Origin of the sequence: Streptomyces venezuelae, from assembly GCF_008642315.1 — a bacterium.
In the GTDB taxonomy this organism is placed as follows: Bacteria; Actinomycetota; Actinomycetes; order Streptomycetales; family Streptomycetaceae; genus Streptomyces; species Streptomyces venezuelae_D.
Genome location: NZ_CP029192.1, coordinates 2,970,408 through 2,992,499 on the forward strand (window position 1 = coordinate 2,970,408; position 22,092 = coordinate 2,992,499).

At 69.6% G+C, this 22,092-nt stretch carries 19 protein-coding genes and 1 tRNA gene; 3 read left to right on the top strand and 17 right to left on the bottom strand.

The window, feature by feature from the left end; translation table 11 throughout:
- Positions 1-9 precede the first annotated feature (9 nt).
- From prmC to DEJ48_RS12455, 11 genes are all read right to left on the bottom strand, one after another.
- A complete protein-coding gene (gene prmC, locus DEJ48_RS12405; RefSeq protein ID WP_150186230.1) occupies positions 10-855 on the bottom strand; it encodes a peptide chain release factor N(5)-glutamine methyltransferase in 846 nt (281 codons plus the stop codon).
- 38 nt (positions 856-893) lie between these two features.
- Positions 894-1,970, bottom strand: a complete 1,077-nt coding sequence (gene prfA / locus DEJ48_RS12410) for a peptide chain release factor 1 (RefSeq protein ID WP_150216186.1) — start codon at positions 1,968-1,970, stop codon at positions 894-896.
- Positions 1,971-2,086: 116 nt separating this feature from the next.
- Entirely contained in the window at positions 2,087-2,308 is a 222-nt protein-coding gene (rpmE, locus tag DEJ48_RS12415) for a 50S ribosomal protein L31 (protein WP_055564417.1), read from the bottom strand.
- A 159-nt stretch (positions 2,309-2,467) separates the two neighbouring features.
- On the bottom strand, positions 2,468-3,580 hold the full coding sequence (locus DEJ48_RS12420; RefSeq protein WP_150216187.1) for an LCP family protein: 1,113 nt from the start codon (positions 3,578-3,580) through the stop codon (positions 2,468-2,470).
- 318 nt (positions 3,581-3,898) lie between these two features.
- Positions 3,899-5,974: a transcription termination factor Rho gene (rho, locus tag DEJ48_RS12425; protein ID WP_150216188.1), complete on the bottom strand. Its 2,076-nt coding sequence runs from the start codon at positions 5,972-5,974 to the stop codon at positions 3,899-3,901.
- Positions 5,975-6,367: 393 nt separating this feature from the next.
- A complete protein-coding gene (thrB, locus tag DEJ48_RS12430) occupies positions 6,368-7,285 on the bottom strand; it encodes a homoserine kinase (protein ID WP_150186226.1) in 918 nt (305 codons plus the stop codon).
- A 247-nt stretch (positions 7,286-7,532) separates the two neighbouring features.
- Entirely contained in the window at positions 7,533-8,591 is a 1,059-nt protein-coding gene (gene thrC / locus DEJ48_RS12435; protein ID WP_150216189.1) for a threonine synthase, read from the bottom strand.
- A 6-nt stretch (positions 8,592-8,597) separates the two neighbouring features.
- A complete protein-coding gene (locus DEJ48_RS12440) occupies positions 8,598-9,890 on the bottom strand; it encodes a homoserine dehydrogenase (protein ID WP_190329442.1) in 1,293 nt (430 codons plus the stop codon).
- Between the two features lie 105 nt (positions 9,891-9,995).
- Complete coding sequence (gene lysA, locus DEJ48_RS12445; protein ID WP_150216190.1) at positions 9,996-11,387, bottom strand: diaminopimelate decarboxylase; 1,392 nt, start codon at positions 11,385-11,387, stop codon at positions 9,996-9,998.
- Between the two features lie 135 nt (positions 11,388-11,522).
- Positions 11,523-12,668, bottom strand: coding sequence for an ArgS-related anticodon-binding protein NrtL (gene nrtL, locus DEJ48_RS12450; protein ID WP_150216191.1), 1,146 nt, complete (start codon positions 12,666-12,668; stop codon positions 11,523-11,525).
- A gap of 357 nt (positions 12,669-13,025) precedes the next feature.
- Entirely contained in the window at positions 13,026-13,556 is a 531-nt protein-coding gene (locus DEJ48_RS12455) for a response regulator (protein WP_150216192.1), read from the bottom strand.
- 201 nt (positions 13,557-13,757) lie between these two features.
- Between DEJ48_RS12455 and DEJ48_RS12460 the strand changes: the two genes are divergently transcribed.
- Positions 13,758-13,829, top strand: a tRNA-Arg gene (locus DEJ48_RS12460).
- A 432-nt stretch (positions 13,830-14,261) separates the two neighbouring features.
- On the top strand, positions 14,262-15,401 hold the full coding sequence (locus DEJ48_RS40305; protein WP_223832011.1) for a TIGR02391 family protein: 1,140 nt from the start codon (positions 14,262-14,264) through the stop codon (positions 15,399-15,401).
- Between the two features lie 167 nt (positions 15,402-15,568).
- On the opposite strand, the gene DEJ48_RS12470 is transcribed toward DEJ48_RS40305, so the two are convergent.
- The 6 genes from DEJ48_RS12470 to DEJ48_RS12500 all read right to left on the bottom strand — a co-directional run bounded on the left by DEJ48_RS12470 (position 15,569) and on the right by DEJ48_RS12500 (position 20,770).
- Positions 15,569-16,951 carry a tyrosine-type recombinase/integrase gene (locus DEJ48_RS12470; protein WP_150216193.1) on the bottom strand — a complete coding sequence of 461 codons (1,383 nt, stop codon included), beginning with the start codon at positions 16,949-16,951 and terminating at the stop codon, positions 15,569-15,571.
- On the bottom strand, positions 16,948-17,160 hold the full coding sequence (locus DEJ48_RS12475) for a helix-turn-helix transcriptional regulator (protein WP_150216194.1): 213 nt from the start codon (positions 17,158-17,160) through the stop codon (positions 16,948-16,950). Before DEJ48_RS12475 ends, DEJ48_RS12470 begins: the two co-directional genes overlap by 4 nt.
- Complete coding sequence (locus tag DEJ48_RS12480) at positions 17,150-18,520, bottom strand: replication initiator (RefSeq protein ID WP_150216195.1); 1,371 nt, start codon at positions 18,518-18,520, stop codon at positions 17,150-17,152. Before DEJ48_RS12480 ends, DEJ48_RS12475 begins: the two co-directional genes overlap by 11 nt.
- Before the next feature lie 379 nt (positions 18,521-18,899).
- Positions 18,900-19,094: a hypothetical protein gene (locus tag DEJ48_RS12490; protein ID WP_150216197.1), complete on the bottom strand. Its 195-nt coding sequence runs from the start codon at positions 19,092-19,094 to the stop codon at positions 18,900-18,902.
- A gap of 12 nt (positions 19,095-19,106) precedes the next feature.
- On the bottom strand, positions 19,107-20,420 hold the full coding sequence (locus DEJ48_RS12495) for an FtsK/SpoIIIE domain-containing protein (protein WP_411757534.1): 1,314 nt from the start codon (positions 20,418-20,420) through the stop codon (positions 19,107-19,109).
- Positions 20,421-20,422: 2 nt separating this feature from the next.
- Positions 20,423-20,770, bottom strand: coding sequence for a hypothetical protein (locus DEJ48_RS12500; protein WP_150216199.1), 348 nt, complete (start codon positions 20,768-20,770; stop codon positions 20,423-20,425).
- Between the two features lie 203 nt (positions 20,771-20,973).
- Here DEJ48_RS12500 and DEJ48_RS12505 point away from each other — a divergent pair, with 203 nt between their 5' ends.
- Entirely contained in the window at positions 20,974-21,714 is a 741-nt protein-coding gene (locus DEJ48_RS12505) for a GntR family transcriptional regulator (protein WP_150216200.1), read from the top strand.
- Positions 21,715-22,092: the final 378 nt, after the last annotated feature.

Consider the following 22,092-nt stretch of genomic DNA (forward strand, 5'->3'; position numbering starts at 1 on the left):
GGGCCGTCGTCACGGCATCGCCTTGCGGGCGGTGGCGAAGCGCGGGCGGTTGTTGAGGTCGGGGTGGTCGGCCGCGTCGGCCCAGCCGCGTTCCTCGGTGAAGATCCACGGGACCTGGCCGCCCTGGGTGTCCGCGTGCTCGATGACGACCACTCCCCCGGGCCGAAGCAGCCGGTGCGCGGTGCGCTCGATGCCGCGGATCAGTTCCAGGCCGTCCTCGCCGGAGAAGAGGGCGAGCTCGGGGTCGTAGTCACGGGCTTCAGGGGCGACGTACTCCCACTCGGTGAGCGGGATGTACGGCGGGTTGGAGATCACGAGGTCGACCTGTCCGTCGAGCTCGGGAAAGGCCTCCCTGGCGTCCCCGCGCACGAGTTCGACCCTGGACCCCTCGACGTTCTTCCGCGTCCATTTCAGGGCGTCCTCGGACAGCTCCACGGCGTGCACCCGCGAGCGCGGGACCTCCTGCGCCATGGCGAGGGCGATGGCGCCCGAACCGGTGCACAGGTCGACGATGAGCGGTTCGACGACGTCCATCGCGCGGACGGCGTCTATGGCCCACCCGACGACGGACTCGGTCTCCGGACGCGGCACGAAGACACCGGGGCCGACCTGCAGCTCCAGGTACCGGAAGAAGGCCCGGCCCGTGATGTGCTGCAACGGTTCGCGGGCCTCGCGGCGCGCGACCGTCTCCCAGTAGCGGGCGTCGAAGTCGGAGTCCTTGACGGAGTGCAGCTCGCCCCGCTTCACGCCGTGCACGAAGGCGGCGAGCTCCTCCGCGTCGTTGCGCGGCGAGGGCACGCCGGCGTCGGCCAGCCGCTGGGTGGCCTGGGCCACTTCCGCGAGCAGCAGGTTCACGCTGGTCCTCCGGGGACGGGTCGTACGAGCGGGTTTGCTTACGCGGCGGCGAGCTTGGCGGCGGAGTCGGCGTCGACGCAGGCCTGGATGACCGGGTCGAGTTCACCGTCGAGCACCTGGTCCAAGTTGTACGCCTTGAAGCCGACGCGGTGGTCCGAGATCCGGTTTTCCGGGAAGTTGTACGTACGGATCTTCTCGGAGCGGTCGACCGTGCGGACCTGGCTGCGGCGGGCGTCCGCGGCCTTGCTCTCCGCCTCTTCCTGGGCCGCGGCGAGGAGCCTGGAGCGCAGAATACGCATCGCCTGCTCCTTGTTCTGGAGCTGGCTCTTCTCGTTCTGGCAGGAGGCCACGACGCCGGTGGGCAGGTGCGTGATGCGGACCGCGGAGTCGGTCGTGTTGACGGACTGGCCGCCGGGGCCCGACGAGCGGTAGACGTCGATGCGCAGGTCGTTGGCGTGGATCTCGACGTCGATCTCCTCGGCCTCGGGCGTCACGAGGACACCGGCCGCCGAGGTGTGGATGCGCCCCTGCGACTCGGTGGAGGGCACGCGCTGCACACGGTGCACGCCGCCCTCGTACTTCAGCCGCGCCCAGACGCCCTGGCCCGGCTCGGTCGCGCCCTGGCCGCCCTTGGTCTTCACGGCGACCTGGACGTCCTTGTAGCCGCCGAGCTCGGACTCGGTAGAGTCGATGATCTCGGTCTTCCAGCCGATGCGCTCCGCGTACCGCAGGTACATGCGCAGGAGGTCGCCGGCGAACAGGGCGGACTCGTCGCCGCCCGCGCCCGCCTTGATCTCCAGGATGACGTCCTTGTCGTCGGACGGGTCACGGGGCACGAGCAGCAGCCGCAGCTTCTCGGTGATCTCATCGCGCTGCCGCTCCAGGTCCTTGACCTCGGCGGCGAAGTCCGGGTCGTCGGCCGCGAGCTCGCGCGCGGTCTCGATGTCCTCCCCGGTCTGCTTCCAGGAGCGGTACGTCGCGACGATCGGGGTCAGCTCGGCGTAGCGCTTGTTGAGCTTGCGCGCGTTGGCCTGGTCGGCGTGGACCGACGGGTCCGCGAGCTTCCGTTCGAGATCGGCGTGCTCGCCGATCAGTTCCTCGACCGCCTCGAACATCGGGGGCTCCTGGTCTTCTGCGCGGTGGTTCTCCGCGAAATTGGCTGCGGGACGGCAAAAGCGCCGGTCCCGGCCACCCCCTCGTGAGGGCGGCCGACGACCGGCGCAGTGGCTCGCTACTTCTTGGCGGAGCCGGCCTTGCCGAAGCGGGCCTCGAAGCGGGCCACACGGCCACCGGTGTCGAGGATCTTCTGCTTGCCCGTGTAGAACGGGTGGCACTCGGAGCAGACCTCGGCACGGACGGTGCCGCTGGAGATCGTGCTGCGGGTGGTGAACGACGCGCCACAGGTGCAGCTGACCTGCGTCTCGACGTACTCGGGGTGGATGTCGCGCTTCAAGGTGTCTCCTAGTTTCGGGAGGGCGCCGGGTCGTACGTGCGGATTGCTCGTACGTGAACCGGGGCCGACGTACCAGTCTGCCAGGACCGGCCGTATCTCCCAAAACCGGGGTGGAGGCCGATCTATTCCTGGCGGGGCCCGGGCGGTCCTTCGCCCTGCTCAGTGGCTGGAGACCACGTCACCCGCGTCGCCCTTGTCGCCCGCGGACTTCTCCGTGGCGGACTTGGGGATGGGCTTGTCGGCCCGGAGCGCGTCCCAGACCTGCTGGTCGGCCTTCTCCAGGGGCAGCACGCGGTTGGGGTCGTTCGGGTCGTACTGGATGGGCAGCGTGACCATCTTCATGTCGCCCGCACCGATGCCCTTGAGGCCGTTGGCGAAGCTCGCGAGGGACTTGACGTCGTTCAGGTCGGAGTCGGTGGTGACGGCGCTGGTCGCATCGTCCGCGAGGTCGAACAGCTTCTTCGGGTTGCTGAAGACGCCGACGTCCTTGACCTGGTCGAGGAGGGCCTTGATGAAGGCCTGCTGGAGCTGGATGCGGCCGAGGTCGCTGCCGTCGCCGACGCCGTGCCGGGTGCGGACCAGGCCGAGGGCCTGCTCGCCGTTCAGGGTGTGGGTGCCGGCGTCCAGGTCGAGGTGGCTGTCCTTGTCGTGGATGGCCTTCTTCGTGGTGATGTCGACGCCGCCGAGGGTGTCTATGAGCTTCTTGAAGCCCGTGAAGTCGACCTCTACGTAGTGGTCCATCCGGATGCCGGACATCTTCTCGACGGTCTTGACGGCGCAGGCGGGGCCCCCGACCTCGTACGCCGTGTTGAACATCTGCCGCTGCCCGCCGGGCTCGGTCTTCCCGTCCTCGGTGGTGCAGTCGGGCCTGGATATGAGGGTGTCGCGGGGTATGGAGACGACGCTGGCCTTCTTGTGGCCCTTGTAGACGTGGACGATCATCGCCGTGTCCGAGCGGGCGGCGCCCTCGTCCTTGCCGTACTTGGCGTTGTCGCCGGAGCGGGAGTCGGAGCCGAGGACGAGGATGTCCTGGGAGCCGTTGTCGACGTCCAGGGGGCGGTCGGTGCCGAGAGCGGCGTTGATGTCGACGCCCTTGATGTTGCCGTTGAGCTTGAAGTACACGTAGCCGAGGCCGGTGCCTCCGAGGACGGCCACACCCGCGGCGGTCCAGGCCGTGACGACGAGCACCTTCTTGCGCGTACTGCGCGGCTTGCGGCGGCGGCCCCGCTTGCCGCGCTTCGGCGCGTCGGCGGCCCTGCTCTCGTCGGTCATGCGCTCCTCAGTCCCGTCGCTCGGCTACCCCCTGCTTTCAGGGTCAGATCGGTGTGTCGTCACTAGTCAGACGGCAAAACCGCTTGAAGGGTTGCACAGCGCATTGTGCGCGCCCCCGACACCGCCAGTGACCGACCGTGTACCCCCGCCCTACGATTTCAGGCCTCACCTGCGGCTTTTTCCGCCACAGAACTACCGCCCGTGACCGTGAGAATCTCTTATGTGTGTGGCCAAGGTCTCTCATCCGACGCATCGCGCACCAAAAGGGCCGCCCCGTCACAGCTGTGACGGGGCGGCCCTGTGGACTGCTGAGGACGACTAGTCGTTGCCGTTGCCCGGCGTCGGCGTCGTCTTCTGGATCTGCAGCAGGAACTCGGCGTTCGACTTCGTCTGCTTCATCTTGTCCAGGAGCAGCTCGATCGCCTGCTGCTGGTCGAGCGCGTGCAGCACGCGACGCAGCTTCCAGGTGATCGCGAGCTCGTCGGAGCCGAGCAGGATCTCTTCCTTGCGGGTGCCGGACGCGTCGACGTCCACCGCCGGGAAGATGCGCTTGTCGGCGAGCTTCCGGTCGAGCTTGAGCTCGGCGTTGCCGGTGCCCTTGAACTCCTCGAAGATGACCTCGTCCATGCGCGAGCCGGTGTCCACGAGCGCCGTGGCGAGGATGGTCAGCGAGCCGCCGTCCTCGATGTTGCGCGCGGCACCGAAGAAGCGCTTCGGCGGGTAGAGGGCCGTCGAGTCGACACCACCGGACAGGATGCGGCCGGAGGCCGGGGCGGCGAGGTTGTACGCACGGCCCAGACGCGTGATCGAGTCGAGCAGCACGACGACGTCGTGACCCAGCTCCACGAGGCGCTTGGCGCGCTCGATGGCGAGCTCCGCGACCGTGGTGTGGTCCTCGGCGGGGCGGTCGAAGGTCGAGGAGATGACCTCGCCCTTCACCGACCGCTGCATGTCGGTGACCTCTTCCGGACGCTCGTCGACCAGGACGACCATCAGGTGGCACTCGGGGTTGTTGTGCGTGATCGCGTTGGCGATCGCCTGCATGATCATGGTCTTGCCGGTCTTCGGCGGGGCCACGATCAGACCGCGCTGTCCCTTGCCGATGGGCGCGACGAGGTCGATGATGCGGGTGGTGAGCACGCCCGGGTCGGTCTCCAGACGGAGCCGGTCCTGCGGGTAGAGGGGCGTCAGCTTGTTGAACTCCGGTCGCCCGCGCCCGGATTCGGGCGCCATGCCGTTCTGGGAGTCCAGGCGGACGAGCGCGTTGAACTTCTCGCGGCGCTCGCCGTCCTTGGGCTGCCGGACCGCGCCGGTGACGTGGTCGCCCTTGCGCAGACCGTTCTTGCGGACCTGGGCCAGCGAGACGTAGACGTCGTTGGGACCGGGGAGGTAGCCCGACGTACGGATGAACGCGTAGTTGTCGAGGATGTCCAGGATGCCCGCGACGGGGATCAGGACGTCGTCCTCGGAGACCTGCGGCTCGTTGCCGAAGCCCTGCTCGTCGCGGCCACGACGGCCACGGCGGTCGCGGTAGCGCCCGCGGCGTCCGCGACGCCCGCCCTCGAAGTCGTCCCCGTCCTCGTCGGCCCGCGGGCCGTTGTCCCGCTGACGGTCCTGCCGGTCCTGACGCCCGCCGCCGCCCTGCTGCTGACGGTCCTGGCGGTCCTGACGGCCGCCGCCCTGCTGGTCGTCGCCCTTGTTGCCGCGGCGGTCGCGGTCACGGCCGCGGCCCTGCCGGTCACGGCGCTCGCGACGGCCCTCGCCGCCGTTGTCGCCGGAGCCGTCGTTGCCCTTGTCGCCCTTGGCGCCCTTGTCGTCGGACGCGTCGCCCGAGGTGTCGCCCTTCGCCTCGGCGGCGACCGTCTCCGGGCTGCCCGCCTCCGCGGTGGCCCGGCGCCGGCGGCGCTCGGCCGGCGGCTGGTCCTCTCCGCCGCGCTCACCCTCGCTCGCGCGGGCGCCGGCGGGCTGACCGGGGATGTCGATCTGCTGCTGGGCCGCGGCCTTGTCGGCCTTGCCCTCGGACTTGCCGTTCGCGGCCTTGGCGCTCGCCTTGGCGGCGGGCTCGGCGTCCTCACCCGTGCGGGCCTTCGAGGTGGCACGGCGCTTGGGCTTGGTCTCGGTGGTGTCCCCCGAGGAGGCGGCGCTCTTCGCCGGGGCTCCGCCCCCTGCCTGCGCCTCCTTGATGACCTCGATCAGCTGGCTCTTGCGCATGCGCCCGGTGCCCTTGATCCCAAGGCCCGATGCGACCTGCTGCAGTTCCGCCAGCACCATGCCCTCGAGGCCGGTGCCGCGGCGCCGCCTCGACCCGGCCGAAGCACCGGTGGCAGGCGCCGCGGAGGCGTCCGTGGCGGGCGTGTCGGCAGTCACGCCCATCAGATCGGTGGTGTCGCTCACGAAGGGTCCTTCCCTGGAGCGGACGTCGGCCTGTCTGGCTCGGCGACCGGTTGTGCTGTCCGGCGGTCGGTCCTTGCATTCTGTGGACCGTGCCGGGGCGGTGGTCCGCCAACGCGGCGGAAGAATTCATTGGTGATGGCGATTCCCGGTGCGGTGCCACTGAAGTGCGGTGTCACCCGGCTCGGTCACGCCGGTTCCGGAGCGTGCTCAGGACCGCTCAGTGCAGGGCACGAAGCAGTTTGGGAGGCTCCCGGAAGAATGGTTGTCCCGGACGGGGACACAAAGCACCTCGCCATGGTGAGGTCGGGTGCAGACTTGAGATTAACACTACCGGATCCAACAAACATTCCCCCTCTCAGGATCGGGACACCCCGAATCCCTTCGTTCACTGCGTCAGGGCGCGAGCGGCAGCACGCTCGCTCCGGAGGCGTCGAGCTCCAGGCGGTTGGCCGCCCAGCCCTCTCCCGCCAGTCGTGCGACCTTGTCGGCCGCACTGTCTTCGGCCAGCGCGAGGACCGTGGGTCCCGCGCCGGAGATCACCGCGGGCACGCCGTCGGCGCGCAGCCGCTCCACCAGGGCGGCGCTCTCCGGCATGGCGGGAGAGCGGTACTCCTGGTGCAGACGGTCCTCGGTGGCGGGCAGCAGCAGCTCGGGGCGCCTGGTCAGGGCCTCGACGAGCAGGGCCGCACGGCCCGCGTTGGCGGCCGCGTCGACGTGCGGGACGGTGCGCGGCAGCAGGCCGCGGGCCGTCTCGGTGAGGACGGGCTTTCCGGGGACGAAAACCACCGGAACGATGGAATCGACGGGCTCCATCCTGATCGCGCGGGCGGTGCCCCCGTCCATCCAGGAGAGCGTGAAGCCGCCGAGCAGACAGGCGGCGACGTTGTCGGGGTGGCCCTCGATCTCGGTGGCCAGCTCGAGCAGCGCGGCGTCGTCGAGCCTGGCCTCGCCGCCTATGGTCACGGCGCGGGCGGCGACGATGCCCGCGCAGATGGCGGCGGACGACGAGCCGAGGCCCCGGCCGTGCGGGATGCGGTTGGCGCAGACGATCTCGAGGCCGCGCGGCTGTCCGCCGAGCAGGTCGAAGGCGGTGCGCAGGGAACGCACCAACAGATGCGACTCGTCGCGCGGGAGGGTTTCACTGCCCTCGCCGGCGATGTCGATGTTCAGGCCGGAGTCGGCCACCCGGACGACGACGTCGTCGTACAGACCCAGCGACAGGCCCAGGGCGTCGAAGCCCGGACCGAGGTTGGCGCTGGTGGCGGGGACGCGCACCCGGACGGCGGCGGCGCGGAACGCGGGACCGGCCATCGCTCGATGACTCTCCTTGAGCTGCGTGTTTTTGAGGCTGCGTATTTTCGGTACGTGCCACATGTACGGAACACCCGAAGGCCGCGAACAACGGCGGCACCGCGGCATATGCGGCGGGGCGGGTCGGTACAGCCTATCGAAGGAAGGTTCTGTGGCGACATAGGGCGCACAGGAGGCGCACGATGCGTGTCGTAAGCCCCCTGTGCCACCCCCTGTACAGGGTCGCGGGTTTCGTCGGCCCGCTGGGTTACGCGAGGCCGAGGCGTTCGGCCGCGGCGGCCGCGTCGACCGGGACGGTGACCGGCTGCGGAGCACCCGCGACGGCCCAGTCCGGGTCCTTCAGGCCGTTGCCCGTCACCGTGCAGACGATCTTCTGGCCCTTGTCGACCTTGCCCTGCTCGGCGGCCTTCAGGAGGCCGGCGACCGACGCGGCCGACGCGGGCTCCACGAAGACACCCTCCTGGGACGCCAACAGCTTGTAGGCGCGCAGGATCTCACGGTCCGTCACCTCGTCGATGAAGCCGCCGGACTCGTCGCGCGCGGCGAGCGCGTGCTGCCACGACGCGGGGTTGCCGATGCGAATCGCGGTGGCGATCGTCGAGGGGTCCTTGACGACCTCGCCGCGCACGATGGGCGCGGAGCCGGAGGCCTGGAAGCCCCACATCCTGGGGGTACGGGTCGACACCGCGTCGGCCGCGTACTCCTTGTAGCCCTTCCAGTAGGCCGTGATGTTGCCGGCGTTGCCGACGGGAAGGACGTGGATGTCCGGCGCGTCGCCGAGCGCGTCGACGATCTCGAACGAGCCGGTCTTCTGGCCCTCGATGCGGAACGGGTTCACCGAATTGACCAGCGCCACCGGGTAGTTCTCCGACAGGGCTCGAGCGAGGTTCAAGCAGTCGTCGAAGTTGCCGTCGACCTGGAGGATCTTCGAGCCGTAGACGAGCGCCTGGCCCATCTTGCCGAGCGCGATCTTGCCCTGCGGCACGAGGACCGCGCAGACCATGCCGGCGCGTACGGCGTAGGCCGCCGCGGACGCCGAGGTGTTGCCGGTGGAGGCGCAGATGACGGCCTTGGCGCCCTCCTCCTTGGCCTTGGTGATCGCCATGGTCATGCCGCGGTCCTTGAAGGACCCCGTGGGGTTGGCGCCCTCGACCTTGAGGTGGACCTCGCAGCCCGTGCGCTCGGAGAGCACCTGTGCCGGCACGAGCGGCGTGCCGCCCTCCCGGAGCGTCACGACCGGCGTGGTGTCGGATACCGGAAGACGGTCCCGGTACTCCTCGATGATTCCGCGCCACTGGTGGGTCATTGCTGCTTACTCCCCTTCAACCCGCATGATGCTGGCGACACCACGCACGGTGTCGAGATTGCGCAGCGCCTCGACGGTGCCGCTGAGGGCGGCGTCGGGCGCGCGGTGGGTGACGACGACGAGGGAGGCCTCGCCGTCCTTGCCCGTCTGACGGACCGTATCGATCGATACGCCGTGCTCGGCGAAGACCGTCGCGACCTGGGCGAGGACGCCCGGCTTGTCGGCCACGTCGAGGCTGATGTGGTAGCGCGTGACGACCTCGCCCATGGAGCTCACGGGCAGCTGGGTGTACGCGGAGTCGCCGGGCCCGGTGGCCTCGGCGAGCTTGTTGCGGCAGACGGCGACGAGGTCGCCGAGGACGGCGGACGCGGTGGGCGAGCCACCGGCGCCGGGCCCGTAGAACATGAGCTGTCCCGCGGCCTCCGCCTCGACGAAGACGGCGTTGTACGCACCCCGCACGGATGCCAGCGGATGGCTGAGCGGAATCATCGCCGGATGCACGCGCGCGGTGACGGATTCACCGTCGGCCGCGCGCTCACAGATGGCGAGCAGCTTGATGGTGCAGCCCATCCGTTTCGCGGAGGCGAAGTCGGCGGCGGTGACCTCGGTCATGCCCTCGCGGTACACGTCGTCGAGGCGCACGCGCGTGTGGAAGGCGATGCCGGCGAGGATCGCGGCCTTGGCGGCGGCGTCGAAGCCCTCGACGTCGGCGGTCGGGTCGGCCTCGGCGTACCCCAGCGCGGTGGCCTCGTCGAGGGCCTCCTGATAGCCCGCCCCCGTCGTGTCCATCGCATCGAGGATGAAGTTCGTGGTTCCGTTCACGATGCCGAGGACGCGGTTGACCTTGTCACCGGCGAGGGACTCGCGCAGCGGCCGGATCAGCGGGATGGCCCCGGCGACGGCGGCCTCGTAGTACAGATCCCGCCCGTGCTCGACGGCGGCGGCGTGCAGCGCGGCGCCGTCCTGGGCGATGAGCGCCTTGTTCGCGGAGACGACGGAGGCACCGTGCTCGAAGGCGGTGGTGATCAGCGTCCGGGCGGGCTCGATCCCCCCGATCACCTCGACGATGACGTCGATGTCCCCACGCTTGACCAGAGCGGTCGCGTCGGTGGTGATCAGTGACGGATCGATTCCCTCACGCACCTTGGAGGGGCGACGGACGGCGACCCCGGCGAGCTCCACCGGGGCGCCGATCCTGGCTGTGAGGTCGTCGGCGTGCGTCGTCATGATGCGCGCCACCTCTGAGCCGACAACCCCACAGCCCAGCAGCGCCACCTTCAGCGGACGCGTACGCATCATCCGACCTCACTTCTCATACATCTACGGTGGGACCAGTCTCACCCACCGGAACGGACTTTCTGTCCATCGTCCGGATCGTGAGACACCTATTTCATCATGCGTCAGTCAGCCGACGTCGAGACGGAGGAGGTCCTCCTCCGTCTCACGCCGGACGATCACCCGCGCCTCGCCGTCGCGCACGGCGACGACGGGCGGGCGAAGCGCGTGGTTGTAGTTGCTCGCCATCGAGCGGCAGTACGCGCCGGTCGCGGGCACGGCGATCAGATCACCGGGCGCGAGATCCGCAGGAAGGAAAGCATCTCGTACGACGATGTCACCACTCTCGCAGTGCTTGCCCACGACACGCACCAGGACGGGCTCGGCGTCGGAGGAGCGGGAGACGAGCGCGACGGTGTATTCGGCGTCGTACAGCGCGGTGCGGATGTTGTCGGACATGCCGCCGTCCACGGACACGTACGTCCGCAGCCCTTCGAGGGGCTTGATGGTCCCGACCTCGTAGAGGGTGAAGGCGGTGGGTCCGACGATGGCGCGCCCCGGCTCGACGGAGATGCGGGGCGTCCGCAGCTTCGCCGCGGCACACTCCCTCGTGACGATCTCGTTCAGCGCCGTGGCGATCTCGTGCGGCTCGCGGGGGTCGTCGTCGGAGGTGTAGGCGATGCCGAGCCCGCCGCCGAGGTCGATCTCGGGCAGCTCGACGCCGTGCTCGTCGCGCACCTCGGCGAGCAGCTGCACGACGCGGCGGGCGGAGACCTCGAACCCGGCCATGTCGAAGATCTGCGACCCGATGTGCGAGTGAATCCCGATGAGCTCCAGCGAATCGAGCTTGAGCGCCCGCCGCACGGCCTCGGCGGCCTGCCCGCCCGCGAGCGCGATGCCGAACTTCTGATCCTCGTGGGCGGTGGCGATGAACTCGTGGGTGTGCGCTTCCACACCCACGGTCACGCGGATCTGCACGCGCTGCCGCTTGCCGAGCCGCTCGGCGATGTGCGCGACGCGGACGATCTCCTGGAAGGAGTCGAGCACGATGCGGCCGACGCCGGCGGCGACGGCGCGCTCGATCTCGTCGGGCGTCTTGTTGTTCCCGTGGAAGGCGATGCGCTCGGCGGGCATCCCGGCGTCGAGGGCGGTGGCGAGCTCGCCCCCGCTGCACACGTCGAGGTTGAGCCCCTCCTCGTGCAGCCACCGCACGACGGCACGCGACAGGAACGCCTTCCCGGCGTAGAAGACATCGGCGTCGCTGCCGAAGGCGTCGCGCCAGGCCTGGCACCGGGCGCGGAAGTCGGCCTCGTCGATGAAGTAGGCGGGCGTACCGAACTCCTCGGCGAGCCGCGTCACTTCGATCCCACCCGTGCTCACGACCCCTTCGGGGCCACGGGTGACGGTACGGGACCAGACCTTGGGGTCCAGCGCGTTGAGGTCGGCGGGCGGCGCGCTGTAGTGCCCCTCGGGAAGCACGTCGGCGTGGCGGGGACCTGCGGGGTGGGCGGAACGGCTCATGGCTGTGGTGTCTCGTCTCTTACGGGGTGACGGCCGGGTGGCGGGGGCGGGGCGACGGGGCGGGCGGGAGGTCCGCGTGCGGTATGTGCTGCCGCACGGGGTGCCGCCTGTCGCTCTGCCGCTCACTCACGGATGTCACAGGAATTCGGGTGCGTTGATGCCGAGCAGGGACAGGCCACCGGCGAGCACCGTCCCGGCGGCTTCGGCGAGGGCCAGCCGGGCGCGGTGGGCGGCCGAGGGTTTCTCGTCACCGCGCGGCAGGACGGCGAAGGCTGCTTCCTGCGGGGCACTCTGCGGGGCGCTCTGAAAGGCCAGGAACGCGTCAGCGATGACGACGAGGTACCTGGCGAGTCGGTCCGGGGCGCGGTGGCGCGCTGCGGAGGCGAGGGTGGCGGGGTAGTCGCCGAGGGCGGTGAGGAGGGCGTCGGCCAGGGGGGCCGCCGGGTCGGCCTCCATGTCGACGTCCGGGTCGGCGGCGAAGCCGAGGGCGGCCGCGTTGCGGGTGAGGGCGCGGGTGCGGGCGTAGGCGTAGCGGACGCGGAAGAGGGGGTTGCTCTCGCGCTGTACGAGGTGGTCGTCGCCGCCTTGCTCCGGGGTCACGCGGGGGTGGTCGTGCGGGGCGGGGTGGAGCAGCGCCCAGCGGGCGGCGTCGCGGCCGAGGCGGAGGACGGCGTCGGCGGGCGCGGGGGCCGGGACGGGGCGGAGGGTGGGGAGGGGTTCGGGGGGCCGACCGTACGCGTCGATGCGTACGTCGAGGGCGTCGATGGCGTCCGCCCGGGCCGGGTCGGGCTGCTCGTCGCAGGTGACGCGGACCAGGACGCCCTGCGAGCGCAGGATGCGGCGGGCGCTGTCGGCGAGGACGGCGGCCCGGAGGTCACGGGGGACGTGGAGCTGGGCGACGTCGCCGGTGTCGGGGTGGACGTGGCCGTAGCAGCGGCCGCGCTCGTGGATCTCGCGCACGAGGGCGGCGGCGCGGGCGCGGGCGTCCGTGAGCGTGATGTTCAGGAACCCTGGCCCGGTGATGTCGACACCGGCGATGCCGGGCTCGGCGGCGAGTCGCGCCGAGAGCACCTCGGCGACGTCCCGCGGTGCGCGTCCGGCGGCGCGGGCGATCTGGAGGGCGACGTTGGTGGCGAAGTCCCCGCGCCCTCCGGGCCGGGGCCGCTCGACCCGCACGCTCCCCGCCTCCACGGACGCCGCCACGTCCACGCTGAGCTCCCCGGCATCGACGGCACGACGCGTGGCGCGCAGCACGGTGCGGGAGAGCTCGACGGGGGTCACGGGTCCAGCGTATGGGAGGAGGGGGGTGGGTATGCGAGTCGGTTTCGGGGATGGTCCGGGATGTGGACGGAGGGGGCGGCGCGACGGCTGGGCCGGGCCTCGGTCTGCGGCGGGCCTTCGTGCGGGGGCTGCGAGCGGAGCCCGCGGTCGGCGGAGGCCAACGCCAAGCCCTTGAGGCAATTGCACAGCCGCCGGGCTGTCCGAGGGCTCCGACCGCGGGGCGAGGGGCTTCGGCCGCGGGGCGAGGGACCGACTCAGTCACCGTCCTGCACGGCACACGGCACACGGCACACCCGCAACCTCGCGAACACGCCACCCATGCCACCTACGCCACGCCACGCCCCAGCACCCCACGCGCTACTGCTCCGCCGACGCCCCACTCCCCGCACCACCACGACCAAGATCACGCCCGACCGTGACGCCCTCCCGCACTCTTTCCCCACCGGCTTCGGGTTCACCGTCCCCCTCAGACTCCGGCTCCCCCTCCCCCACACTGCCCCGCTTCCCTTTCCCCTCCGCCGAGATCAACTGGCGGACGACGCCGACCAGTTCGCTCGGCTCGAAGGGCTTGGCCAAGAAGGCGTCGACACCCACATCGAGGCCACTCTCGACCTCGTACTGCGTGCACGCGCTGATGACGACGATGGGGAGGTCACGAGTCCGCGCGTCGGACCGGAGACGCGCCGCGGTCCGCAGCCCGTCGAGCCGGGGCATCACGACGTCGAGGGTGACCACGTCGGGCTGGACCTGCTGCACGACGTCCAGGCATTCGACACCATCGGCCGCGGTCACGACCTCGTAGCCCTCCAGCTCGAGGTTGACCCTGATCAGCTGCCGGATGACCTTGTTGTCGTCCACAACAAGCACACGGCCGGGCACGCCTGGCACAACTCGAGAGTAGGTCCGCGCCCACCACCGCGTCCCGGTTTTCCCTACTTCCGCCCCGTGCGGCCCGCCCGGCCACCGCTCCCCTCCACCCCGGGACACCCCCTCCCCCGGCCCGCCCCGGGAGCAGGGAAATACCTGTTCATGGCGAGCCCCGGAGAGCTGGTAGGGTTCTACCCGTCACCGCGCAAGCCGCGCTGATACGCCCCCGTAGCTCAGGGGATAGAGCAACGGCCTCCGGAGCCGTGTGCGCAGGTTCGAATCCTGCCGGGGGCACCCTTCATACGGTGCCCAAAGACCCCGCCATCAGCGGTTTCGCTGAGAACGGGGTCTTCGCGTATGTACAGCCGTACGCAGGCAGACGCCGCCGAAAGCAGCCGTTTGCCAGTGATCACGTTGTAATGACGTGTTGATCTTGAAGGGTTTCACGGCAGGTCAAAAGGCGTTTCGTCGACCCCTAAGCGTTACTCCGTGGACCATTCGTGGACAGACTGAAGTCCCCGGCGCTCGCGGGACAATCCGTTGGACTCGCAGCCGCACGCCCTGCGGTACGCGATGTAGGTACACAACTGCGCCGCGGTCGCCACTCCGCAGAAGCTCGCGGTGGGCAATCTCTTGATCGACTGAACGAAACTCCCAACCAGCCGGGCGGGGCGCCGTAGTAGCCTGCGCGCATCGCTCAAAACTAGGACACCGGGGGGGCAGCACGTGAACGTTCGGACCATCGCGCCGGAGGGGATGCCACGGCCCACCGGTGAGGATGGCCACACCCTTCTCGACGTCGTCTGGCAGCACTTCTCCGCCTCCCTTCGCTGGCCAACCTTCGATTACGTCGATCGGAAGCTGTACGCATCGGGCCTGAAGTTCGAAGAGGCCGTGCAACAGCTGTGCCCTGCACTGCTCCGGGGCGTAGACGCTGACCTGTGGCGGCTTCCGCAGGCCACGACGGAGCTGTCTCTGACGGTTGCTGGCGCTGCGAACTGCGCAGGTACCGGTCCTGCTACCCGGGTTTTCCTTGCCATGGTGCGGACTGCGGCTTCGATCGAGCCCCACTATCAGCCCGAGGAGCCCGGTGCGCTGCCAGATCTGCGACTAGTCGACCTGGGGCCTGTGGCAGCTCCCGTCGATGTTGTGGCGCTGAACAAGAAGGTCACGTTTGCCGCCTTTGCTCTCGGGCTACACGAGCCCTGCTTCCGCGGAGGCAGCCACAACCATGAAGATCTCGACTGGACGCTGCGCTACGACCGAGACATTCGCCCGTTCGCTGACGTGGCCCAAGTGGACGAGTACTGGCGCATCCGTGAGCAAGTGCTGGGGCCAGCGCGAGTTGAGTCCGACAACACACCCTTCCGAAAGACCCCGGACCCCCTTCTCGCTCCGGCGCCCAAGACCACAGCGGCCGTCCCGATCGCGAAGTCGGAGTCGGCAAAGGCCATGCGTGTCACCTGCACACTGCATTCGCTGATCGCAGATGTCGCAGCCGAACGATTCAACGTCGGTCTCTACTACGACGCGGTCAGGAGTGCCTTCCAGGCGGTGGAGCACCGAGTCGCGACGCTCGTCGGCGTCAACGAGGTAGGTGAGAGGCTAATGGGTATCGCCTTGGGTAAACCGGCCCCTCAGATCACAGTTACCCGGTCCACAGGAAGCTCGCTGGAGAGCGAGCAGAACGGCATGCAGTTCCTGTTCAAGGGCGCGATGGGCGCGTTGCGCAACCCTCGCATGCACGGGCCAGACGAGAAGGACGCCCGCGATGAGGCCGAGGAGATGCTGGTCTTCGCCAGCTTCCTGATGCGGCGCCTCGACATTGAAGACGAGCGGCGCAAGGCCGCCACTTCGGGGCCGTGATCGCACGCCGCCTCTGAGCTGCCAGGTCCTATACGCAGGTAGGGGTCCCGGAACCATATGGGCCCGGGACCCCTACCTGTATTCATGTCTTCCTTCGCGTCCTACGTCACGGCCACCGGCTCCCTGACGAGGGCGCTAGGGCTCTCATACGGGACCAGGTTGCTGTGTCAGTCCGCTGAGTCCTCCCCGAGCCCCTGCATGATCCGGTCGTTCATCTCCTGCTCCTGACCGTCGATGCACTTGGCGTAGATCTTCAGAAGGACATCCACCGAGTGGCCCGCGCGAGCGGCGACCTCCGGGGCCGGGACACCGGAGTTGAGCCACTGGGAGACTCCCGCGTGACGGAGGTCGTACGGCCGGAAGGCGAGGACCGAGGACACCTGGTCGGGGACGAGGGCGAGTTCCCGCGCCTGCTTCCACGCACGCGAGTACGAGGAGGCCGCGATCACGTTGCCCCGCTCGCTGGAGAACAGCCGGCCGTCCTTCGCCGTAACGAACTCCTTCAAGTGTTCGCGCAGCAGGCGCACCAGCGGAGGCGGGATCGGCACGATGCGCACCTCGCCATCAGCGCGCTGTTTCAGCCCCCGCCGGTCATGCGCCTCGCCGGAGTCGGTCCACGCCTTCCCCGCCGAGGGGCGCGTCTCCGCCAGCTCGATGCGTCCCCAGCCGGACGCCGGAAGGGTGCAGTCGGACCGACGGAGCCCGAGCGCCTCGCCCGGCCGCATGGCCGCGTAGTACAGGCACCCGAAGAACGCCCGCAGCCGTCGGCCGCTTGCCCGCTCGAAGCCGCCCACATAGGTGAGCGCAGTCAGCAGCTCCCGAGCCTGCCGCGGATTGACCACCACCCGACGATCGACTTCCTGAACCGCGCGCTTGCCACGCTTGCGACGTACCCGGCTCAGCGGGTTGGACGTGAGGTGCTCCAGCTCCACCGCGTATTCGAGCGCATTGAATACCACCGCCCGCCGACGCCGATACGTCTGCGTCGCCGCAGGCTTGCCGTCTAGCCTCCGCCCCAGTCCGTCGATCAGCTCATGGACACGGGCGATCTCTTGCAGCTCTCCGACCGGAAGCGACGCCTTTTCGATCCAGCGGACAGCAGAGGCGATCTCTTCTGGCCGCTCCCGGTCTCTGCGCGGCACGGGCAGGAGGTACGAACGGAGCGCGCGACGCAAGGCCTCCGGGGTCGGCCGCCCCCGTCCCGGCTTGACGAGGACCGGGATGACTGTCGCCAGGGCATCGGTCATGCTGTCCCGATGCTTGGCCGATGCCTCCGCCCACCGTGCATCGACGTACTTGATCGCCAGGTCGAGGAAGGACAGGGCCGCCTTCCCACCCCGCAGGGAGTCGGGGAGGCCCGTCACCGTGTCGAACGGCTCGCCCTTGTCGAGTGCCCGCACGAGCTTGGCCCGGAAGCGATCGGCCAGCGCCTTCGTCTTGTGCGACTCACTGAACGGCTGACCGTCAACCACCCAGCGCACGAGGTAAGTCGGCTTCTTGGTGGTCTTGTTGACTGACAACTTCCACACAGAGACCTTGTACGACTTCACGAGGCCACCCCCTCCGCCCGCTCCTCCAACCAGTCGTTGAGCACGTCGCGCCGAACCCGCAGCTCACCGTTCGGCAGCCGTATGCAGGCCGGGGCGATACGGAGCTCCCGCCAGCGGTAGAAGGTGCGCCGGGAGATGCCGCCAAGCTCATCGAGCACCTGCCGAACGGTGAGGAGTTCGGCCGATTTCGTACGGGCGTCACGCGCCACGGGAAGCACCGCCCTCCCGTACCGAAGCAGCCAGGAGTGCCGCTTCCGGCGAGTAGCCGCGCCCGGCGTAGCGCCACTCGCCGACGGTGACCGTGGGCCGCGAGCCGACACCGAGGGCGGTTCGCTGCTCCTCCGCACGATGCTCTGCGCGAGCCTGCCGGAGTGCGGTCAGAGTGGTGGAGTAGCGACGCGACTTGCTGGAGAAGTGGCCGCCGTAGCCGAGCATGTGCGCCCAGCGTCGTAAGCCGAGCGGCGCGAAGTCCGGCAGGCCACCGAGCCACCAGCACGTGCTGATCATGCGGAGCACGTGGGCGCGTACGGGTAACAGGACCAGGTCCCGCGCCCCGTGAATACGACCGTCCACCGCGCCGGCGGTCTCGGCTCCCTTCGTCGCGTACTTGGCGATGTATCCGGCGACAGCCGCCGAGGTCAGCCGCTCCCCCGCCCCGAAGGCGGAGATAGGGCGTACGTCGATCTGCTCTCCGAACCTCAGCAAACGCGGGCCGACAATGTCCGGTCCGGGAGCCTGGAGCCGCACCCTCTCGGTAGCACCACGGACAGCCTGCAAGAGCAGGGCAGTCGTGGCCCAGCCTGGCGGAGCCGAGTTGGCCCCCTCCGGGCCGTCGAGGCGGATGACGGCATGGAAGTGGACCAGTCCGCGCCGTTGGTACTCGGCGACCTTGGCGTACGACAGCCGGGCGCTCTCGCCGAACTCCCCGCGGGAGACTCCAGCCGTCCGGGCGATCTCGCGGCGCAGCTCCAGGACGAAGCGGTGCCAGAGTCCGCCTGATTGCGCCTGCCAGAGCACGGCTCCGGCGTAGTCGTAACAGCGCGGGCAGAAAGGTTCCCCGAGCCGCGGGTCGTCGTCCGAGTGCCGTGCGTGGCACCCGGCGGGCGATCCATGCGGGCAGGGCTCCCCGGACTTGCGGGGTCGGCAAGCCCGCACGCGGCCGTCGCGCTCCCGGCGAGTGTGGACCGGGCCGAAGCCAGGAGCGGTGAGCGTCGCGAACACCCGAGGGTGGCCACCGACTTCCTCCCCCACGTTCTTGCCGCCGACCAGTCCGGCACGGATCAGTTGGTACGTGTCCGCCTGGTAGATGCGGGCGCACGTCGGGCAGACCGTCGCCCGACGGTTGCCGCAGGCGGTGAGCAGTCGGCCGCCGTAGACGTCCGAGTCGTACGAGAGGAGGGCCTCGCCAGTCGACGAGTCGACGACCGTGGCGGTGCCGACGAGGTGAATCGGGTTGGCGCAGCCCCCGAGGCGGATGATCTGGCGTCGCCAGGCCTCGAAGCCCGGCTCTCCGGCCCTGTCGATCAGCGCGGAGACGTCCTTCGGGAGGGTCAGGGAAGACGTGGTCATGGACGACCACCCCCGCCGAACGCCTGCCACATGACGGCAGAGATCCCTTGGGGCCGAGTCTTGGCACTGAAGCGAAGCGTCGGATCGGTGAGCCAGAGGGCGGCGGCGTGCGCCGGGCAGAGCCAGCGTTCGAAGCCGTCGAGTCCGACGAGAACGACCTGTTCCCGTCCGACGCAGGTCGGCTGTTCCCTGTCCCTCAGCTCGCATTCGAGCGGAGGAGATTTGCGCGGACGATGCGCGATGGACAAAGTGAGGGTGCTCCTTTCACTACTCACGTGGCGGATGGAGTGGGTTCCTGACGGGGTCGGGTTTGGCGACTTCGCGCCCCGTCGGGAGCCCGTTGTGCAGGCGCTGTTCAGCTGAGGCCGTGCGGGATGGGTCAGAAGCGGAGCCCTCCGAGGAAGGCGCCCAGGCCGGCGAGGACCGTGGCCACGAGGGGCGCGGCCATCGTCCGGGCGAGCAGGAAGCCGAAGGCCGAGCAGAGCAGCAGGTCGGCCCAGCGCAGGTAGCGGATGCGCAGCAGGAACCAGATGAGCAGTCCGAGCAGCAGCACCGCCGAGACGGACACGAGCACGGTGGACCCCTTTCACTTCGCGTCCAGCAGTTCGGGAAGGTGCGGGGTGAGGTGCGCGTACCCGGCCGCTATGGCTTCCGCGTCCGCTTCGGTGATCAGGTGGGAGCGGGCGCGTTCCCAGCCGTCGCCGGAGGCCAGCACAGCGGTACCGGCTTGTTCCGGCGTGATCGCCTGCGCTGCCTTGAGAGCGTCGGGGTTGAGGTCACCCAGGGCCATCTCTGCTGTGCCGGGGTCGGCGACGCGGTGGCAGACTCGCCCGCCGAGCTGGGCACGTAGGGCCGTGACTCCGGGCCCCAGGTCGGAGCCGACGCGTTGGCCGGCGACGACGAGGAAGACGCCGAGCGCCGCGCCGAGTTGGGCGAGCCGGATCAGCGCCGTACCGGCCGCGTGCGCTTCGTCCTTCTCGTTCCTGCTCGCGATGAGGAACAGTTCCGCAATCTCGTCGACGATGACGACCACCGGGACCGGCCGCTCCTGCTCCGGGAGGCCCCAGATGTTCCGGGCACGAGCCGCACGGCAGACGGTCATGCGGTCGAGGGTGAGGTCGACCAGCGCGGCCAGGAGCCTGACGGCTTGCTCACGGTTGGTTGCGAGCGCCGATAACCGCGGTTCGTACAGCGACAGTTCCATGCCGCCCTTGCAGTCGACGCCGACCAGGGCGACGGGTTGCGGCGCCAGGCCCGCCACGAGCGCGTTGATTAGGGTGGACTTCCCGGACCGGGTGGCGCCGACGATCAGCCAGTGCGGTATGCGGCGCAGGTCGATCACCCATGCGGCGCCGGTCTCCAGCGCACCGACCGCAACGCGGAGAAGCTGAACGGGCTCCCGCTGCTTCGGTATGCGCGGGTACGCCAACGGATCGGTGACCGAGGCCGTGATCCGGACCGTTCCCGGCTTCTGGGAAAGGACCCGGACCGCATGGACCTCCCAGGCTTCAGCCATGGCAGGCGCCGCCTTGACGAAGTCGTCCGGCACCTGGCCAGGAAGAAGACGCGCCAGCAACCAGAAGCCGCCGGCAGTCGGCCGTATGAACCCGAACCGGGGCACCAACGGCTGAGGCGGAGGCGCCCCCTTGCCGACGAGCCCCGACACGACCGTCAGAGCAGGACGGCGACTCACAGCCAGGCCGCACCCGGCCATCAGCGGACGCCACGTGCGGATGACGCGGCAGCACGCGACCGGGAACCCGAATAGGAGCCAGCAAGCGACTGGGTAGCGGCGGCGCAGGGCCGGGCCTGCGAGGAGCAGGCCCGACACCAGCACTGCGGCCACCACCAGGAACCAGCTCGGCCAGGTCGTTCCAGCCGAAGCGGTGGAGGCCAGCATCATCACTGCGTGGCCCCCTTCCCGGCTGGAGCCGGAGCGTTCAGGGGCCGGATCTCCGCCGCGCGGAAGGCGACGCCGTGTCGGCCGTCGTTCTCCCACGGCGTGGCCACCAAGTCCCGTACAGCCACGGGCATGCCGAGCTGCACGCCGCTGGGCTCACCAGGGACGTTCACGGTCACCACGTCGGCCGACGCGCCTGACATCAGGCACAGGCCTACCTGGTACACGGTCTTGCCCGTGTCGCGGTCAACGCGGAGCTGACCGGTCTCACGGTTCGCGATCCGCGGAGCAGGGGGAACGGCACAGATGATCCCCGTGAACTTCGCGGTGTCGATCGGAAGGCTTGCCACTTGATTGGACTCCTCATCCATCGCACCCGAAGGCCGACCCTCCGGGCTGCTTTACAACCCGTAGTACGGGTTGAGAGTCCAGAGTGACCACCCGTAGTACGGGTTGTCAACCGTCTTGGGATAGGGGACGCTGTTCACCGCAACGCACAAGCCGTCTACGACGGCGCACAGCTGATCGGGAACCACGGCCACGGAGGGCCTACATGCCGCCACAGAACACGCAGCCGAAGTACCGGCAGATCGCCGACTACCTGCGCGAAGGCATCCTGAACGGCACCTACCCGGCCGGCCAGCCGCTCCCCTCCGAGGAGACATTGGCCAAGCAGTTCGGCGTGACGCGCCCCACGGTCCGTCAGGGCCTCACCGAGCTGCGAGCATCCGGCCTCGTCGAGGTCATCATGGGGCGGGGCACGTTCGCCCGCTCACCCCAGAGCCGCCCCAGCCATACGCGCCCGCGCGGCATCCGACGCACGCCGGATGGAGGCTACGTCGAGGCCGACGGCATCCGATGGGCCAACGCCGAACCCCCCGTAGCCACCCGTACGGATGCCCCGCTCGCGCTTGCCGACCTGTTGCGCATCCCGCCGGGCGAGCCGATGTTCACGTACGACGCGTTGCAGACCGCCGACAACGGCCGTCTCCGCCAACTCCACCGCACGTACGTGCCGTTCTCCGTATTGATCGACACCAAGTACGAAGAGGAAGCGCCCCCGCCGGCCCCAGAGCTCTACGCATCACTCGCAGACCTGGGCCACGAACTCCACTTCACGGAGTACATCCGCACCCGCATGCCACTCCCGGACCAGGCCCAGGCGCTCAGGCTCCCCGAAGGCGTCCCCCTGCTCCACATCATCCGCGTGACACTCAGCGCGACAGAGAAGCCGCTCGCCCTGGAGGAATTCCACCTTCCAGGCGACGACTTGGAGCTTTCCTTCAGGCTGTAGCAGACGCCCAGTTGGCTCAGACTTTCTCTACTGGTTCAAGGCGGCTCGCTCCGCTCACCGCGCGCGGCCCGGCCCCCGGGCCGGGCCTGCGCTCCTGCCTCCGTCCCGCTCAGCCCGGCCGGCGCCCGTGCCGCGCACACGACATCAGCCGCTTGCTGGCGGGGAAGAGGTGCGTTGAGTTGGGCAGTTGGCTCCACGGCTTCAACGTGCCGTGCTGCTCACAGGTCCACTAAACGCCGTGAGGCCGGGGACAGGATGAGGCCGGGTACCTGTAAGCGGAGCAAGGCGCCCCCCCTCATCTGATGAGCGTGCGCAGGACAGGAACGCTGGTACCGGCGCTGGCCAAGCCTGCGATAACGGCGGCAGCCACAGAGCCGC

Bases quoted from the DNA above. Each gene is read 5' to 3' on its own strand.
- DEJ48_RS12420 (WP_150216187.1), bottom strand. From the start codon at position 3,580: ATGACCGACGAGAGCAGGGCCGCCGACGCGCCGAAGCGCGGCAAGCGG.
- DEJ48_RS12480 (WP_150216195.1), bottom strand. From the start codon at position 18,520: ATGACCACGTCTTCCCTGACCCTCCCGAAGGACGTCTCCGCGCTGATC.
- DEJ48_RS12505 (WP_150216200.1), top strand. From the start codon at position 20,974: ATGCCGCCACAGAACACGCAGCCGAAGTACCGGCAGATCGCCGACTAC.
- DEJ48_RS12440 (WP_190329442.1), bottom strand. From the start codon at position 9,890: ATGATGCGTACGCGTCCGCTGAAGGTGGCGCTGCTGGGCTGTGGGGTT.
- DEJ48_RS12495 (WP_411757534.1), bottom strand. From the start codon at position 20,420: ATGCTGGCCTCCACCGCTTCGGCTGGAACGACCTGGCCGAGCTGGTTC.
- thrC (WP_150216189.1), bottom strand. From the start codon at position 8,591: ATGACCCACCAGTGGCGCGGAATCATCGAGGAGTACCGGGACCGTCTT.
- thrB (WP_150186226.1), bottom strand. From the start codon at position 7,285: ATGGCCGGTCCCGCGTTCCGCGCCGCCGCCGTCCGGGTGCGCGTCCCC.
- lysA (WP_150216190.1), bottom strand. From the start codon at position 11,387: ATGAGCCGTTCCGCCCACCCCGCAGGTCCCCGCCACGCCGACGTGCTT.
- prfA (WP_150216186.1), bottom strand. From the start codon at position 1,970: ATGTTCGAGGCGGTCGAGGAACTGATCGGCGAGCACGCCGATCTCGAA.